The sequence below is a fragment of the Leptonema illini DSM 21528 genome (genome assembly GCF_000243335.1).
Classification (GTDB): Bacteria; Spirochaetota; Leptospiria; order Leptospirales; family Leptonemataceae; genus Leptonema; species Leptonema illini.
Window position 1 is genome coordinate 946,875 of record NZ_JH597773.1, and the last position, 15,259, is coordinate 962,133.

The 15,259-nt window shown below is 55.4% G+C and carries 17 protein-coding genes; 9 read left to right on the forward strand and 8 right to left on the reverse strand.

The annotated features are described in order from the left end of the window. Window positions 1–87 precede the first annotated feature (87 nt). From LEPIL_RS04270 to LEPIL_RS04285, 4 genes are read right to left on the reverse strand one after another with little or no spacing between them, the layout of a single operon-like run. Window positions 88–1,620, reverse strand: a complete 1,533-nt coding sequence (locus LEPIL_RS04270; RefSeq protein ID WP_002770308.1) for a helicase HerA-like domain-containing protein — start codon at window positions 1,618–1,620, stop codon at window positions 88–90. Window positions 1,621–1,658: 38 nt separating this feature from the next. Continuing rightward, window positions 1,659–2,156: a hypothetical protein gene (locus LEPIL_RS21605; RefSeq protein ID WP_002770310.1), complete on the reverse strand. Its 498-nt coding sequence runs from the start codon at window positions 2,154–2,156 to the stop codon at window positions 1,659–1,661. Continuing rightward, window positions 2,149–2,940: a purine nucleoside phosphorylase YfiH/LACC1 family protein gene (locus LEPIL_RS04280; RefSeq protein WP_002770314.1), complete on the reverse strand. Its 792-nt coding sequence runs from the start codon at window positions 2,938–2,940 to the stop codon at window positions 2,149–2,151. Before LEPIL_RS04280 ends, LEPIL_RS21605 begins: the two co-directional genes overlap by 8 nt. A 1-nt stretch (window position 2,941) precedes the next feature. After that, complete coding sequence (locus tag LEPIL_RS04285; protein ID WP_002770317.1) at window positions 2,942–3,508, reverse strand: hypothetical protein; 567 nt, start codon at window positions 3,506–3,508, stop codon at window positions 2,942–2,944. Between the two features lie 53 nt (window positions 3,509–3,561). Here LEPIL_RS04285 and LEPIL_RS21610 point away from each other — a divergent pair, with 53 nt between their 5' ends. From LEPIL_RS21610 to LEPIL_RS04310, 5 genes are all read left to right on the forward strand, one after another. Next, the gene (locus LEPIL_RS21610; RefSeq protein ID WP_002770319.1) at window positions 3,562–4,218 is read left to right on the forward strand and encodes a phosphoribosylanthranilate isomerase; all 657 of its coding nucleotides are present in this window, start codon (window positions 3,562–3,564) and stop codon (window positions 4,216–4,218) included. Between the two features lie 108 nt (window positions 4,219–4,326). Beyond that, window positions 4,327–4,959 (forward strand): hypothetical protein, encoded by a 633-nt coding sequence (locus LEPIL_RS04295; RefSeq protein ID WP_040918294.1) that lies wholly within the window; start codon window positions 4,327–4,329, stop codon window positions 4,957–4,959. A gap of 1 nt (window position 4,960) precedes the next feature. Then, window positions 4,961–6,412, forward strand: a complete 1,452-nt coding sequence (locus tag LEPIL_RS04300; RefSeq protein ID WP_002770322.1) for a metallophosphoesterase — start codon at window positions 4,961–4,963, stop codon at window positions 6,410–6,412. Then, window positions 6,412–7,491 (forward strand): alpha/beta hydrolase, encoded by a 1,080-nt coding sequence (locus LEPIL_RS04305; protein ID WP_002770324.1) that lies wholly within the window; start codon window positions 6,412–6,414, stop codon window positions 7,489–7,491. Before LEPIL_RS04300 ends, LEPIL_RS04305 begins: the two co-directional genes overlap by 1 nt. 38 nt (window positions 7,492–7,529) lie before the next feature. Beyond that, window positions 7,530–9,206, forward strand: coding sequence for a GMC oxidoreductase (locus tag LEPIL_RS04310; RefSeq protein ID WP_002770326.1), 1,677 nt, complete (start codon window positions 7,530–7,532; stop codon window positions 9,204–9,206). Between the two features lie 61 nt (window positions 9,207–9,267). On the opposite strand, the gene phoU is transcribed toward LEPIL_RS04310, so the two are convergent. After that, window positions 9,268–9,882, reverse strand: a complete 615-nt coding sequence (gene phoU / locus LEPIL_RS04315; protein WP_002770328.1) for a phosphate signaling complex protein PhoU — start codon at window positions 9,880–9,882, stop codon at window positions 9,268–9,270. A gap of 300 nt (window positions 9,883–10,182) precedes the next feature. Here phoU and LEPIL_RS04320 point away from each other — a divergent pair, with 300 nt between their 5' ends. From LEPIL_RS04320 to pstB, 4 genes are read left to right on the forward strand one after another with little or no spacing between them, the layout of a single operon-like run. Then, window positions 10,183–11,160, forward strand: coding sequence for a PstS family phosphate ABC transporter substrate-binding protein (locus tag LEPIL_RS04320; RefSeq protein WP_002770329.1), 978 nt, complete (start codon window positions 10,183–10,185; stop codon window positions 11,158–11,160). Window positions 11,161–11,211: 51 nt separating this feature from the next. After that, window positions 11,212–12,195, forward strand: coding sequence for a phosphate ABC transporter permease subunit PstC (pstC, locus tag LEPIL_RS04325; protein ID WP_002770331.1), 984 nt, complete (start codon window positions 11,212–11,214; stop codon window positions 12,193–12,195). Beyond that, window positions 12,192–13,076: a phosphate ABC transporter permease PstA gene (gene pstA / locus LEPIL_RS04330; RefSeq protein WP_002770334.1), complete on the forward strand. Its 885-nt coding sequence runs from the start codon at window positions 12,192–12,194 to the stop codon at window positions 13,074–13,076. Before pstC ends, pstA begins: the two co-directional genes overlap by 4 nt. A 23-nt stretch (window positions 13,077–13,099) precedes the next feature. Then, window positions 13,100–13,903, forward strand: coding sequence for a phosphate ABC transporter ATP-binding protein PstB (gene pstB / locus LEPIL_RS04335; protein WP_002770335.1), 804 nt, complete (start codon window positions 13,100–13,102; stop codon window positions 13,901–13,903). Here the strand turns inward: pstB and mobA are convergent. Genes mobA through LEPIL_RS04350 form a run of 3 tightly spaced genes read right to left on the reverse strand, consistent with a single transcriptional unit; the run spans window position 13,884 to window position 15,259 of the window. Beyond that, a complete protein-coding gene (mobA, locus tag LEPIL_RS04340; protein ID WP_002770336.1) occupies window positions 13,884–14,552 on the reverse strand; it encodes a molybdenum cofactor guanylyltransferase in 669 nt (222 codons plus the stop codon). The two genes, pstB and mobA, sit on opposite strands and share 20 nt — an antisense overlap. Further along, entirely contained in the window at window positions 14,540–15,004 is a 465-nt protein-coding gene (locus LEPIL_RS04345; RefSeq protein ID WP_002770340.1) for a molybdenum cofactor biosynthesis protein MoaE, read from the reverse strand. Before LEPIL_RS04345 ends, mobA begins: the two co-directional genes overlap by 13 nt. Window positions 15,005–15,019: 15 nt before the next feature. Beyond that, window positions 15,020–15,259 (reverse strand): MoaD/ThiS family protein, encoded by a 240-nt coding sequence (locus tag LEPIL_RS04350; protein ID WP_002770341.1) that lies wholly within the window; start codon window positions 15,257–15,259, stop codon window positions 15,020–15,022.

Consider the following 15,259-nt stretch of genomic DNA (forward strand, 5'->3'; position numbering starts at 1 on the left):
TTCCTCTTCCCCTTTCGCGCTTTTCGTGCCTTTCGTGGACTCCCTTCTTCCCTCTGCTCGCTTTTCGCGCCTTTCGTGGACCCGGCCCTATCTTCTCCTCCGTCCCCCGATCCCGAACACACCCAGCACGCCACGCGTCAGTTCGCGCACGACCGTGCGGCCGACGTCACGGGCCATCTTGCTTTCAATGACCTTCTCAAGCACGGTCGGCTCGGGTTTTGCCGTTTTGCTGCGAGTGGACTTCGGCTGCACGGCCTCCACCTCTTCCACCTTCTTTGAAAGGATCTCGTAGGCGCTCTGGCGATCGACGACCTCGTTATACTTCTTCGCAAGCTTCGACTGCTTCACGATAGCGTCGATTTCGTTATCCGAAAGCACGTCCATGCGCGAGAGCGGAGGGGCCATCATCGTATGCACAAGCGGAGTCGGGCGTCCCTTTTCATCGAGGCAGGTGACGAGGGCCTCGCCGATACCGAGTTCGGTGATCAGGCGATCGATCTCGTAGTCGTCGCTTAGCGGAAAGTTCTCGGAGGCCGTTTTGACGGCCTTGCGGTCCTTTGCGGTGAAGGCGCGCAGCGCATGCTGGATCTTCATGCCCAGCTGGGAAAGCACGGCGGCGGGAATATCGTCGGGGCTCTGCGTGCAGAAGATGACGCCCACTCCGCGTGAGCGAATGAGCTTGATGACGGTTTCGACCTGATCGACGAGCGTTTTGCTCGCTTCGTTGAAAAGCAGATGCGCCTCGTCGATAAAAAGCACAAGCTTCGGACGCTCGACGTCGCCTTCTTCGGGAAACTTCTCGAAGACTTCGGCGAGCAGCTGCAGCATAAACGTACTGAAAAGCACCGGACGATTCTGCATGTCGGTTAAACGCACCACAGAAAGAACGCCGCGGCCGTTATCGTCCAGACGCATGAGATCGTCGACGTCGAAGGATCGTTCGCCAAAGAACATGTCGGCGCCCTGCTCTTCAAGGGCGACGATCTTGCGCAAGATGGTGCCGGCCGATGCGGTCGAGACCTTACCGTATTCGGCCTCAAATTCCGCCTTGCCTTCGTTCATGACAAAGTTAAGCGCCTTCTTGAAGTCTTTCAGATCAAGAAGCAGAAGCCCCTGATCGTCGCAGAACTTCATGATGACGGCAAGCAGCGACTGCTGTGCGTCGTTCAGTTCGAGGATCTTGCCGAGAAGAACGGGCCCGAACTCCGACACGGTGGCGCGAAGACGGGCGCCCTTCTCACCGGAAAGCGTTAGAAACTCGACGGGATAGGCCTCCCCCTTAAACGCGAGGCCCATCAGATCGGCCCGCTTCTTTACGCCGTCCGAGGTCTCGCCGGCGGCGCCAAGGCCTGACAGGTCGCCTTTAATGTCCATCAACAGACAGGGCACGCCCGAGCGCGAAAGTGCGCCGGCAAGGGCCTGCAGGCTTTTCGTTTTACCGGTTCCTGTTGCGCCGGCGATGAGTCCGTGGCGGTTGAGCGTACGTAAGGGAAGATGCACAAGTGCGCCGTCGACGGGTTTACCGTCGAGCATGGCGAGGCCGACGGTAACGCTCTCGCCCGAGAAGGTATAGGATTTCTTAATGCGCTCCGCGAAATCGGAGGATGCTTTTTTTGCCATGATGCTGCGATCATGGCAGCTCGATAGCAGAGGTCAACTCACTTCTTCTTACGTTTAGTAAAGTCAACTTCTATGATTTTTTCTGGCTCTTTTTCCGGAGTTTCCTGAGCCGGGTTTTCATCGGCAGAGGGCTCGGCATCAGAAGCCGGTTTTTCTTGATCAAGCTTGCTTGCATCACGCAGAGTCGGTTCGGGTACGTTCATCGTTACCCATTGCATCAGGAACTGCCCGGGTTTGTCGAAGGCGCGATGCACGCACTCCCACGGAATGTGCACGGGCTCCCACCGCGCGAAATGCATGTCGCAGTCGATGCCGCGTTCATCCCAGCCAAGGCGTCGGGCGCTGTACGGGCCGAACACAAGCACGATGCCTTCTTCTTTCTCTTTGTCTATGAGGCCGCGTCCGCCCAGATAAAGATCGGGATGCGGCACACAGTGAAGATAAAACGTTTCGCATACCTCGAAGAGCGTTTCAACGACGACCTTTTTGACGCGTCGATTGTAGGCCAGATCCTCCGGCGTGATCTTATCAGCCATGTGCGGCCTCCGTGATGCGAATCACATTCAGATTACGGCCCGTATCGCCGCGGCGATGGGAGAAGAAGCGATCGCGCAGGCCTTCGTTATCGGCGACGACGCCGAACGGATCTTCGTATTGGACGTTCTTTCCTTTAAGAGATTCGCCAAACAGCCAGCGTGCGTTGTTATACAGATCGAGCAGCGACTTGCCCCCCTGCTGAGGATGCGTGAGCGGAAAGTGGCATGCGACCTCGGGACCGACCTCGTAGGCCGAACCCGGAATATACGGCCCCGGAAAGATATGCAGCGGCTCTGACATATCAAGCTTCATGCGCATAGCACGATCGATCGTATGATAGGCCATCGACGTAACATGCGAGACGATGCCGCGCGTCAGGCCGCGCCATCCGGCATGCAGAGCGCCGATCAGCACATCGCCCGACGTGCCTTCTGTATGGAAGAAGACAGGAAGACAGTCGGCCGTGCGGATCACAAGAAGCACGTCTTTTTCGGTCGTCATCGTAGCGTCGGCCTTCGCGTAAAGAAGCGGTCTCGAAGGAAGATCGACGGCGCCGACGCGTACACAGTCAAAGCCATGCACCTGATCGAGCATGATGATGCGATCGACGGGAAGATCGAAATAATGCGAGAGAACGCGCTTCTCTTCGTGTTTGCGTTCGGTGGCGTCTTCGATAGCGGCCAGCGGTTCAAGGGCGCGCTTGCCAAAAACGGCGGCCTCGACGCGTCCCTGTCTGTGGCGCAGCTCGGGCGTGATCTGATTTAACGTTGTATCTGCTAACATTTCAATCCTCTGAAAGGAGCTCCTGGCGATGCACCGGATGCGTCATCTGATACCGGTCCGAGATGTGCCCCATGAGTCGCCGCTCCTCGTCGCTTACGACGCCGGCGGGCAATACAAAGGCGCGGGAGTCGGATTCTCGCGCCACAAAACGAAACAGCTCTTCGTAAAGGGCTCCGCCTCCCGTCCAGATGGCTCGCTCTGCATGCTGTAGATAAAGCCTGACCGGCGCAAGATAAAAGACAAGTAAACCGGGATCGGGCGAAACGGCCGACAGAATCTGGCCCGAGAGCTCGAAGTATTCCGGAAGCAGAAGCACCGTGTGCAGAGAGCCGGGCTCGATGCGATCCGACATCGAGAGAAGCGAGGCAAGGCGATCGGGCGTGAACAGAAAGGCGGACGGGTACTGCGCCATCTGCGGAGCGACGATGTTAATGGGATGCCTGCGAAAAGGGCCTGCCTTCAGACGCCGGCTGCGCACGTTCTTTCGATTCTCAAAAGAAAGTACCCGCCGTACCCGGACGGCAACCTCTGCTACGAGGTCCTGAAACTCCTGCTCGCCGTTTCGCATCGCTCCGGAGAAAATTTCACTGACAGGATAGAAGGCAACTACATAACGGAGGCATGGCTCTGATCAAGATCTGCGGAAACGTGCGCCATGAAGATGCAATGCTTGTCGCTTCGTTCAATCCTGACTTCATGGGATGGATTTTTTCGCCGTTCAGCAAACGCCGGCTTGATCGTTCCCGGGCCGCCCGCATGATCCGATCCGTTCGCTCGCGACATCCGGGCATTCGCCATGTGGGCGTCTTTGCCGGGAACTCCGTGCTGTCGATCCTTGCTCTTGGCCGCTATCTTGCCGAACATGAGGCCTCTCTCGATTTCTTGCAGGTGACCGAGGGTACGGGCTTCATTCATCGCCTTCGTGATTTACAGAGGGGCGAAAATATTCCCGCCGCGCCTGTGATTCCCGTTCTGCGCCCGACACAGCGCATCGACGATCTGGATTTTGTGAAGACATCGCCCTCGCCGCTCTGGGTGCTCGACCGCTTTGATCCCGTTGCAAAAGGCGGAACAGGCCAGCAGATCGACACCTCTCTTTTCGCGCCGGTGCGTTATCCGTTTCTTGTTGCAGGCGGCATTAACGCGAAGAATGCGCGCGACATCTTGAAGCAAAGCGGAGCGGCCGGCATTGATCTCAGTTCTGGAGTCGAGTCCGCTCCTGGCGAAAAAGATCCTCAAAAACTGGAAGATCTGTTTCGAAACATGCGCGAAAGCTGAAACAGAATCCATTTTCCACAGGGAAGCGATTATTTTCCTTCTTTATTTTTGTTTTATTCTTGCTTCCGGGCGGGCTGCCGTTTCACAATGTCGGCGCAACCCAACCCTATGGAACAAAAACAAACCGCCCCGACGCTGCACTTCACCGAAGAGATGAAGGGCGCCGTCACATCGATCTCGGCGGAGCAGGACGGCGTCGATTACGTCCGCTCTTATGAAACAGGGAAACGTCAGGATACCTCTTTGATGTTTCACGTTACCATCCACGTAGCCGATCCGCATCGCCTGCGAACCGATTCGGCGACGCCGGCCACGCTGGATGGATGGATTCAGAGCCCTCTTTTCGGGGAGCGATGCCCGATTCATGACGCCAGCTTTCAGCTCTTTGTCCCGGTGTCGGCCTATCATCATGAGATGCGCTACCGAATCGTATTTGCAGATTCGTCGGAACGTCTTCACACGCTGATCGGCTATAAAACGATACGCCCCGGTTCGGTGCTGCGCATCTGGGCCGATACGACGACGCTATATACGCGCGTCTATTCAGGGGCTCTTCGCGACTGGCCGTCTGATTCTGAAGAGGCTCGTTTCGCCGGCATCCTTCATATCGGCCTTTTCGATTTCATGAAGCAGATGACGACGCTCAAAACGACGCCGCGAAGCTTTGCCGCCATCAAAGACTTCTTTTACGTTTTCGCTCGCATGCTGATGCGCACCTACGTGTTTCCGCATAAGGGGTGAGATGATGAAAACCATACGTTATATCTGTATGTCTGATCTGCACTTCGGCGCAGGCTCGTCGCTTTTTACGTCGATGAAGCCGCCGACGCAGGATGAGAAGACCGGGCGGCTAACTGCTCGCCGCGGATCACGAATCCTCAGGCAGTTCGCCCGATCGCTGCGGCTGCTTGCGAAAAAGCACAGCCGTCCCGGCAAACGGCCGACGCTCGTTTTAAACGGCGATATTCTCGAACTGGCACTTGCCGATCTGGACGACGCCCTCACCGTCTTCGAAGATTTTCTCGTCGCCCTCTTCCCGAAAGGCGAAACGCCGCTCTTTGACACCGAAATCCTCTATTTACCGGGTAACCACGATCATCATATGTGGGAGCTCAGTCGCGAAGAGGAATACATTCGCCGTCGCAAGAAAAACGCCCCGCCCTTTCACACCGTCTCTGCCGATCGCGCCGACGGCCTGCGATCGCCGCTTCTTGAAGAGACGCTGCGTCGCGTGAGATCCGATCTGAAAGTGCGCGTCAGTTATCCGAACCTGGCGCTGAGCGCAGACGAACGCACCGTCGTCATTCACCACGGGCACTTCACCGAGCGCATCTACTATCAGATCTCGCAGATGCGCAATCTGATCTTTCCGGGACGCACCGCCCCGCAGACGCTTGAAGAGATCGAATCCGAAAACTTCGCCTGGATCGATTTCTTCTGGTCTACGCTCGGGCGATCGGGGCCGGCCGGCAAGGATCTTGAGCTGATCTACAATAAGCTGCATGATCCGACGCAGACAGAGAAGATGCTGCATCGCTTCGCCATTCAGGTGTCGGCAAAGAATCACCCGCCTTCTCTCTGGGATACCATTCGCGGAACTTTCGTTTACATCGTCATTCGGGCAGCGACGCGACGTATCCTTGACACCGAGATCCATCAGGGCAAGGAGCCGCTCAACGAGTCTTCCCGTAAACTGATGCAGTGGTATCTGAGCGTTCCGGTGAAGCATCAGATCGGCGACGTGAAGCGGCTCGGCTTTCTCTTCGGGCATACGCACAAGCCTTTCAGCGAAAATGTAAGCCTCGAAGACGGGGCAAGCGTCGATGTGTATAACTCCGGAGGATGGGTCGTCGAAACGCCCGACGTCATCGAGTCGCATGGCGGAAATCTGCTTTTGCTCGACGAGAAGCTTGCATGCTATCCGCTTCACGTCTTCAACGAAGGAGAGTTTACGCCCGATGCGATGCTGCCAGAAGGCGACCGCCTGAAGGCCATGATCGTCAACGGCATCCGACGACGGCGTATGAGACTGATACGACGTATACAGTCCGAGGGCACGATGTACGAGAAGGTCCTGCTCATGACGAAGGGCAATGAATGGAAGAAGCATCTCGGCAGCGGCCTCGCCTCGGGCCCGAAAAAGAAGAAACGCAAGAAGACCCAGAAACCTCGTAAGAGCAGGAGTAACTCATAATGATCCCTCAATTCACATTCGTCGGCGTTAAAGACGCACAGACGACATATCATCCTTTTTCGACTGAGGACGGACTCGGCCTGCATCTGATGCGCTTCAAGCGCAAGCCGTCGAAAGACGTCATTCTGCTTTCACACGGCCTGACGACCTCGACCGACATGTTCGTCATGCCCGAGCACGAGAACCTTGTGAACTTTCTGCATGACAACGGATTCGGCGACGTCTGGTCTCTGGACTGGCGAGGAAGCATGCGTCACAGCTATAACCTCTTTCCGCATCGCTATACGCTCGACGACGTGGCGCGATACGACATTCCCGCGGCGATCAAGACTATCCGCAAAGAGATCGGGCCCGATGCGCGCATCCACGCCATCGTACACTGCGTGGGCTCGATTACGTTTTTCATGTCGCTGCTCGGTGGTTATACAGACGGCATATCTTCGGTGATCACGAACAGCGTATCGACGGTGCTGAACGTGCATCCCTGGTCGCGCATGAAACTGCGCTTCGCCCCGTTCCTGATCGAATCGGTGTTGCGTCTTCCGCATGTGAATCCGAAAGCGGCATCGCTTCCGGGCATTGCCGCTGGCAAATTTCTGGCAAAAACGATCAGCCTCTTTCATCGCGAATGCGATGTGCCCGAATGCCATATGCTCAGCATGATGTGGGGGACCGGATGGCCGGCCTGCTACATGCACGAAAAGATGGATGAAGAGACGCATAAGCGCGTGGGCGATCTTTTCGGCGCCACGTCGCTGAACTATCACAGGCACATCAGAAAGATCGTAGCAAACGGATTTCTGCGTCCGGCACAAGACGGACAGCGCTCGTTATACAGAGACGGCCTCAGCCGATTGAACATGCCCATACTCTTTATGACGGGAACAGAGAATCGCATCTTTCTCGATTCCAATGTCGCCGCCCACGAAATGCTAAGCCAGCAGAGCTCGGGCGCAGGCCGCGCGAGAGAGCTTTTTCTCGCCGAAGGATATGGACATCAGGATACGCTGATGGGTAAAGACGTGCATAAAGACGTCTTTCCGCGTTTCCTTGAGTTCTTGAAGCGCAACACACGGTAAAATCCCGGACCATACTGACAGGTAAAAAGGAGTCGTCTATGTCTTTTGATTTTGATGTGATCGTAATAGGCTCGGGATTCGGAGGCTCGGTGATGACGCTGCGCCTTGCCGAAAAAGGCCATCGCGTATGCTTGCTCGAGCGGGGTCGCCGTTATGGCATGCATGAGTTTCCGCGCCGCATGAACGAGTTTCGCGAAGGCGTCTTCTGGGACCCCGAAGACGCCAAATACGGTTTTATGGAATTCGACGCTTATCCGAAATCGGACGCCTTCTCGGTGCGCGCCAGCGGTCTTGGAGGCGGGTCTCTCATCTATGCAAACGTCCTTTACAGAATGCCTGCCGATTTCTTCGCCGGCTGGCCGTCGGGCATCACGCGCACCGAGCTTGATCCGTATTATGATCGTGTAGAGCATACGATGGAGGCATCGCCCTATCCTTTCGAAACCGACCCTTATTATAGAGATACTCCGAAGGCGCACTGGATGAAGCAGGTTTCGGCGAAGCTTGCCGACGCCTCAGATACTCTTGTGCCGCATCAGTTTCATTTTCCAAAGCTGGCCGTGCGCTTCGAGGGGGATTTTCCAGGACATCAGACTGTGAACTCACACGGTGTGATCCAGTCAAAATGCAACAAATGCGGCGAATGCGACATTGGTTGCAACATACATGCGAAGAACACGCTCGATCTGAATTATATCGCCCGGGCCTGCAACCAGTCGCTACTCGGTCCGAAGGGCAAGGCCGCTGAGGTGCGCACGCTGGCCGACGTTGAAAGCATCGTGCCCGCCAATGGGGGTTATACAATCACCTATGTGAATCCCGTCAGCAGGGGCGAACAGACGACGATTTCGGCGCGCAGAGTCATCGTATCGGCCGGTTCTATCGGTTCAACGACGCTTCTTCTGAAGATGCGAAAGTACGGCAAGCTGACGCAGCTCAGCCCCGCTCTCGGCAAAGGCTGGTGCGGCAACGGCGATCTTGAAGGCACGGCCCTCAAAACCGATCACGACATCGTCCCCACAAACGGACCCGTGATCACGACGGCCATCGAGTACCGTTTCCAGCCGTATCCTGACGGATTCGCCCATGGCATGGTTATCCAGGACGCCGGATTCCCTTCTTTCATCTCCTGGTTCGTCATCGGTCGTTTCGCCTCAGCAAGCGCCTTCATGCGTGTGATCAAGTTTATGGTGCGCGGAGTCGTGCGCGTTTTCAACAGGCTATTGTCGCTCACCGGGCTTCATCGGTTCCGACGCGAGATCAACATCGGCGACGATATCGCCTATTTCATCGACCGGGACGACTTCGTGCGAAAATCGCATCTGCTTCTCGGCATGGGAAGGGACCGCAACGACGGACACATCGAACTGACCGACGATGATCAGCCGCTGATCCGCTGGAGGATGAAGAACAGCAAACTGCACTATGACAGAGTTCGACGCGAGATGCGTAAGATCGCCGACGGGCTGGGCGGCACCTTCCTTGACAATCCGCTCACGTATATGAATAAGATGATCGCCGTGCATCCGCTTGGCGGCTGTCCGATGTCGGATTCGGCCGATACGGGAGTGGTGGACGGGAACGGCGAGGCTTACGGCCACCCGGGGCTTTACGTCGTCGATGCAAGCATCCTGCCAACGTCGGTCGGGCCTAACCCCTCGCTTACGATTGCGGCGATGGCCGAACGTATCGCCGACCGTTTCCCGTCGCCATAAGCAGTCACCGAACCCGTCGCCTGTAATAGGGCGATGGGGGAAGCGTCCGATTTTGCGGGCCTTACTGTTGCTGCTGCTCTTCCTGGTGGCGTATGTCTTTCGCCTCCAGATAGTAGATGACGTTCTCTGAGATATTGGACGACAGATCACCGATACGCTCCAGAGAACGCGTGATCAGGCCGAGAGGCAGAGCCGGATCGGTGAGCAGCACGCGGTCCTCGTATTCGTCGACATACTCTTCAACCTGAAGGCATTCGTTAGCCGCCGCCTCATCATCATGAAGCAGGGCCTGGATGGCAAGCTGAAGGGCCTTACGCGCATTGTCGATGAGATGGCTCAGGTCAGATGACATGAAATCGGCGGGCAGCTTCACGCTCCATTTGGCGATGGTCTTGGATTCGTCGCCGATGCGCTCCAGGTCGCGCACGGATTTCATGACCGACAGGATGAAACGCAGATCGACGGCGAAGGGATCTTTCAGAGCAAGCAGGCGGATGCAGGATTGATCGAGTTCCATTTCCATCTTGTTCAGATCTCTGTCCATGAGCAGAACGTCCTGAAAACGATCGTGGTGCGCATCGCGCAGCACCTCCAGTGCCTTATCGAAAATGCTCTCAGCACGGCGCGCCATGAGGGAGATCTGCTCTTTCAATTCATCAAGATGCTTTTTGTTCATATATAGTGTCCGCTACAGTATCCGAGATCCGGGTGTATGCCGCCCTCTACCGAAGGCTGTGACGCAAAATTACCGATAAATCCGCCCGGTCCATCAGAAAAGTTCTCGCAGCAGATTGCACGGTCAGGTTTACAGTTTGATGACGTCCGTATGACGACGAACGGAAACCGCCTCAGCAAGCCAGGCGGGTGTTGAAAAGAACGGCTGAAAGAATTCTGTCATCTATCTGTAACAATTCACGGCGATGGTGTGTCAGACAGCCCGGATATCGGGCTCACAATCAGGATTATGGAGAAATCTATGACTATGACGAAAGAACGCCTCAGCGTCGTCGGATCGGTCCTTCTCTTTGCTGCGACGATTAGCTGCGGCGGAGAAAAAAAGGTCATCAGCATCGACGGATCGAGCACGGTGTACCCCATCACACAGGCCGTGGCCGAAGAGTTTCAAAAAGCGAACAAGAACATCAACGTAACGGTCGGAATTTCCGGCACGGGCGGCGGGTTCAAAAAGTTCTGCGTCGGCGAGACGCACATCTCTGACGCATCGCGTCCGATCAAGAAATCCGAGATCGAGAAATGCGAAGAGAAAAAGATTGAATACATCGAGCTGCCCGTCGCCTATGACGGACTGTCCATCGTCGTTGCGAAAGAAAACGACTTCGTTCAGGACATCACCGTCGACGAACTGAAAAAAGCTTTCGGTGACGCCAATGTAAAAACCTGGAAAGACATCCGCGCCAGCTGGCCGGCCGAGCCTCTGAAGGTGTATTCGCCGGGTCAGGATTCGGGAACCTTCGACTATTTCGCCGAAGTGATCCTCGGTAAAGACGTAAAGGTACGCGGTGACGCCGTATTCAGCGAAGACGACAACGTACTTGTAAAAGGCGTTTCGGGCGATAAAGGAGCCGTCGGTTTCTTCGGCGTCGCTTACTACGAAGAGAACCAGGCGACTCTGCGTGCCGTTCCTGTCGTAAACCCGAAGTCGAAAAAGGCCGAGCTGCCCACTCTTGAGAACGTCATGAGCGGAGCCTATGCGCCTCTTTCACGACCGATCTTCATCTATGTGGCAAAAACCGCCTCTGAAAAAGAAGAGATCAAGAATTTCATCAACTTCTACTTCGACAACGCGCCGACGCTCGTCAAGCAGGTAGGATACATTCCTCTGAAGCCCGAAGAATACACCCTGCTCAAAACCTATTTCGATTCTGGCAAGGTCGGTTCGCCGGCCGCCGATACGCATGGCGGACAGCTGGAGATCCTGAATCTCTACAAATAATTGGTATGCGGGTGGCATCAGTCGCCCGCTCATCTTTTTTACGGAACGGTTATGGAAATCAATCTGGAACAGTCGAAATCCGAACAGCGCAGAATACTCACGCGAGCCATTCGCGAAGACAGGAAAACGGTTTTCTCCCGATTCGGCGAACGCCCTTCATATTCTAAATCTGAAATCATCATTCGTAATTTCTTTCGCCTGAACGCCTATCTTACGATGGGTGTAACGCTGGGCATCATTGCCGTTCTGCTTGTGGACGGCGTCGAATTCTTCAGACGCGTTTCGGCATGGGAGTTCTTTACGGGCACCGTATGGTCTCCTTTCGGTCAGCCGAAGCATTTGGGCGTGCTGCCTCTAATCAGCGGCACCATGATGATCGCCCTCGGATCAAGCCTTGTCGCTATTCCGCTGGGCATGGGCACGGCCATCTTTCTCACCCTCTATGCGCCGCGATCATTTCGCGAGATCGTTACGCCCATCATCGAGATCCTGGGCGGCATTCCCACCGTCGTCTATGGCTACTTCGCCCTCGACGTCGTGACGCCAGCCTTGCAGAAGATCTGGCCCGAGATGGGGCTTTTTAACGCGTTATCCGCATCGATCGTCGTGGGCATAAGCACGCTGCCGATGGTCTCATCGCTTTCAGCCGAAGCGATCCGCGTCGTGCCTTCAAGCATACGCAACGCCGGCTACGCCCTTGGCATGACGAAGTTTCATGTCGTGACGCGCATCGTCGTTCCGGCCGCTCTTTCGGGCATCGTCGCCTCGTTTATTCTCGCCTTTTCGCGAGCCGTCGGTGAAACGATGGCCGTAACGCTGGCCGCCGGTTCATCGCCTAACATGAACTGGAACTATCTGGAATCGATTCAGACGATGACCGCTTTTATCGTTCAGATCTCTCTCGGTGATACGCCGGCGGGCAGCATCGAATATTATACTATCTACGCTATCGGATTGACGCTCTTTGTCATGACCTTTGCCTTCAATATCCTGGCATTGCAGATCGTCCGGCGCTTCCGTGAGGTTTATAAATGATCAAGTTCGAACCGGCCGTTAACCGTCGCTACTACGTTTACGGAGCCATTTTCCAGTTTATCTGCCTGATCACGAACGTGGCTGCGCTTGTCATCCTGGTACATCTGCTGCTCAGCATCACGGCATCGGGTATTCCGCATCTGACGACGGATTTTTTAACGAATCCTCCTTCGCGATTTCCCGAGAAATCCGGCGTCTTTCCCGCCATTATGGGCACGATCTGGAACATGTCGCTTACGGGCTTTTTTGCAATCGGTATGGGTATGACAGCGGCCATCTATCTCGAAGAATACTCATCGCATTCGAATCGATTCGTGCAGTTCATCAAGATCAATATTCAGAACCTTGCCGGCGTGCCTTCTATCATCTACGGTATTCTCGGGTTAACACTGTTTGTTCGCTGGATGGGGCTCGGTCGCAGCGTCATTGCCGGCGCACTGACGATGGCGCTCTTGATTCTGCCGACGATCACCATCGCCACACAGGAAGCGCTTAGAGCCGTTCCCGATTCGTTTCGCTTCGGAGGCTACGGCATCGGCATGACGCGCTGGCAGGTCGTGAAATATCAGGTGCTGCCCGTCGCCATGCCGGGCATATTAACGGGCGTCATCATCGGACTGTCTCGCGCCATCGGCGAGACCGCTCCGCTGATCATGATCGGCGCCCTGACATACGTCGCCTTCGCTCCATCAAGCATTATGGACGGATTCACCGTACTGCCGATTCAGATCTTTAACTGGGCATCGCTGCCACAGAAGGGATTTCACGACATCTCGGCGGCGGCCATCATCATACTGCTGGCTGTGCTTCTCTCAATGAATGCTGTCGCCATCTACTTACGCGTATTCTTTCAGAGAAAATTGAGCTCTCTGCACGGTTGATACTTTACAGGAATTTATTGAACATGGAAAAGATCGAAGTTTCAAGAAATCAGGATCAGGAAGAAAGAAGAGAGGCACTTGCAGCGTGCATTCAGGTTCGCGATTGCAATCTGTTCTATGGAAAGTTTCAGGCCGTTCATGACCTGAATCTGGATCTTTACAAAAACCGCGTTTCGGCCCTGATCGGCCCTTCCGGTTGCGGCAAGAGTACGTTCCTGCGCACGCTCAATCGTATGAACGACTTTATCGACGGCTTTCGCGTCGAAGGCTCGGTGCTTCTCGACGGCAAAGACATCTACGATCCGAAACAGGATGCGGTGGAAATCCGGCTTCGCGTCGGCATGGTTTTTCAGAGCCCGAATCCGTTCCCTAAGTCCATTCACGAGAATATCGCCCTTGGCCCGAAGATCAACGGTTATACAGGCGATCTCGACGAACTCGTGTACGAGGCTCTTTCCAAAGCCTACCTGTGGGACGAGGTAAAAGACAAGCTAAAAGAGAGCGCCTACTCGCTTTCCGGAGGTCAGCAGCAGCGACTCTGCATCGCCCGCGCTATCGCCATGCAGCCCGAGGTGCTTCTCATGGACGAACCGACGGCATCGCTTGATCCGATCTCGACGAATAAGATCGAAGAGCTGATCCTCGAACTCAAAGAGGATTACAGCATCATCATCGTCACGCACAACATGCAACAGGCGGCGCGTATCGGCGATTATACGGCTCTTTTCTATCAGGGCAAGCTGATCGAATACGAGTCGACGTTTAAGATCTTCACCAATCCGGGGCAGAAGCTTACCGAGGATTATATCACCGGTCGATTCGGTTAATTTTCAGTTCTGAATTCTGACTTGCAAAAAATGGAGCCTCGGCGTCGCTAATGGGAAGAGCGGCAATCCGTAGCTTCTGCAACCAGTAAGAAAGGCCGGCTTGCGGCGATGCTGCACTCCACTTCGCTATACGGTGAAGGTCGTCGCTACGGTAATAGGCGATTAACGGCTCATAGTGCCCGGACGCATGTCTGTAGCAGGCGCTACGCTTTTCATTCTCAGGCTCTTCTCTTTCCAGAAGAGCCTGAATATGCCGGCCCTGCAAGCGGATCATATCGACGGCAAGCAGAAGAATCGATGCTTCGGGCATCGCTCTATGGGCCGAGAGCAGTCCGCGCAGAGGCCCAGAGGCGACGGATTCGTCGAAGATGAAGCGAACTTGTTTGCAGCCTTCCACCCGGCTCTCGTAAAGAGAGGCCTGCTCTTCGCGTAAAGACAGATACACGTCTGAAACAAAGGGCCGAAGAAGCGCTATAGCGTTATCCACGAAAGTGCCGTCAGACTCCGATTCGGAGGATTTCGCAAGCGGGACGAGGCCTTTCTCCCGACCCATGCGGCTGCTCTGCCCGCCGCAGAGGATCAGTCCGATCGGCCGATCGTTCGATTCGCCGGGCTTACTCGATCCATCCGGCCGGCTCAATGGCGGCACCCTTCACTCCATGCCTCGGTCCCATCGGCAAAGCGTTCGAGCTTCCAGATCGGCACCTCGGTCTTGATGCGATGAATGATCTCCTGATTCGCGGCATAGGCGGCCTCACGATGCGCCGATGCCGTAATCACGACGACCGCAGACTCGCCAACAGGAACCTCGCCGATACGATGCACCGCAAAGGCCTGCTTCAACTCATGTCTTTTTACGGCCTCATCGATAATCGAACGAATCAGGCGCTCGGCCAGACTCTCATGGGCTTCATAAAAAAGCGTCTGCACCGCTCTATTCGCATGGTGGTTGCGCGTCTCTCCACTGAAGAAGACAAAGGCGCCGGCTGCCGGGTCGTGATACCGGCCTACAAGGGCAGGCAGCTCCAGCGGATCTGCGCTGATATGTCGTCCCACCTTCTTCAGATCGACAGGTTCTGCTGCGTGTTCGAATGCCTTCATGCCAGACCTCTACGACTAACCCCCACTGGACGGTGGAAGAAGAGATACCTCGCCTTCGCCCAGTGCCGATTCGGGATCAAGAATCACGTCTCCTGCGGCCACACGACAGCTTTTCAAGAGAGACGCCGCCGTTGGATAAAGCTCGCTCAGGCTCGCAAGCAACATACGTCCGTTCTCGATTCCGTCTGATTCAAAAGCAAATCTCTGCGGCATATGCTGTCGAAGGGGGCCATAGGCTCGAATGCTTAATGCCAT

Coding starts and splice junctions, on each gene's coding strand:
- LEPIL_RS04270 (WP_002770308.1), bottom strand. CDS start 1,620: ATGGCAAAAAAAGCATCCTCCGATTTCGCGGAGCGCATTAAGAAATCC.
- LEPIL_RS21605 (WP_002770310.1), bottom strand. CDS start 2,156: ATGGCTGATAAGATCACGCCGGAGGATCTGGCCTACAATCGACGCGTC.
- LEPIL_RS04280 (WP_002770314.1), bottom strand. CDS start 2,940: ATGTTAGCAGATACAACGTTAAATCAGATCACGCCCGAGCTGCGCCAC.
- LEPIL_RS04285 (WP_002770317.1), bottom strand. CDS start 3,508: ATGCGAAACGGCGAGCAGGAGTTTCAGGACCTCGTAGCAGAGGTTGCC.
- LEPIL_RS21610 (WP_002770319.1), top strand. CDS start 3,562: ATGGCTCTGATCAAGATCTGCGGAAACGTGCGCCATGAAGATGCAATG.
- LEPIL_RS04295 (WP_040918294.1), top strand. CDS start 4,327: ATGGAACAAAAACAAACCGCCCCGACGCTGCACTTCACCGAAGAGATG.
- LEPIL_RS04300 (WP_002770322.1), top strand. CDS start 4,961: ATGATGAAAACCATACGTTATATCTGTATGTCTGATCTGCACTTCGGC.
- LEPIL_RS04305 (WP_002770324.1), top strand. CDS start 6,412: ATGATCCCTCAATTCACATTCGTCGGCGTTAAAGACGCACAGACGACA.
- LEPIL_RS04310 (WP_002770326.1), top strand. CDS start 7,530: ATGTCTTTTGATTTTGATGTGATCGTAATAGGCTCGGGATTCGGAGGC.
- phoU (WP_002770328.1), bottom strand. CDS start 9,882: ATGAACAAAAAGCATCTTGATGAATTGAAAGAGCAGATCTCCCTCATG.
- LEPIL_RS04320 (WP_002770329.1), top strand. CDS start 10,183: ATGACTATGACGAAAGAACGCCTCAGCGTCGTCGGATCGGTCCTTCTC.
- pstC (WP_002770331.1), top strand. CDS start 11,212: ATGGAAATCAATCTGGAACAGTCGAAATCCGAACAGCGCAGAATACTC.
- pstA (WP_002770334.1), top strand. CDS start 12,192: ATGATCAAGTTCGAACCGGCCGTTAACCGTCGCTACTACGTTTACGGA.
- pstB (WP_002770335.1), top strand. CDS start 13,100: ATGGAAAAGATCGAAGTTTCAAGAAATCAGGATCAGGAAGAAAGAAGA.
- LEPIL_RS04345 (WP_002770340.1), bottom strand. CDS start 15,004: ATGAAGGCATTCGAACACGCAGCAGAACCTGTCGATCTGAAGAAGGTG.
- LEPIL_RS04350 (WP_002770341.1), bottom strand. CDS start 15,259: ATGGCATTAAGCATTCGAGCCTATGGCCCCCTTCGACAGCATATGCCG.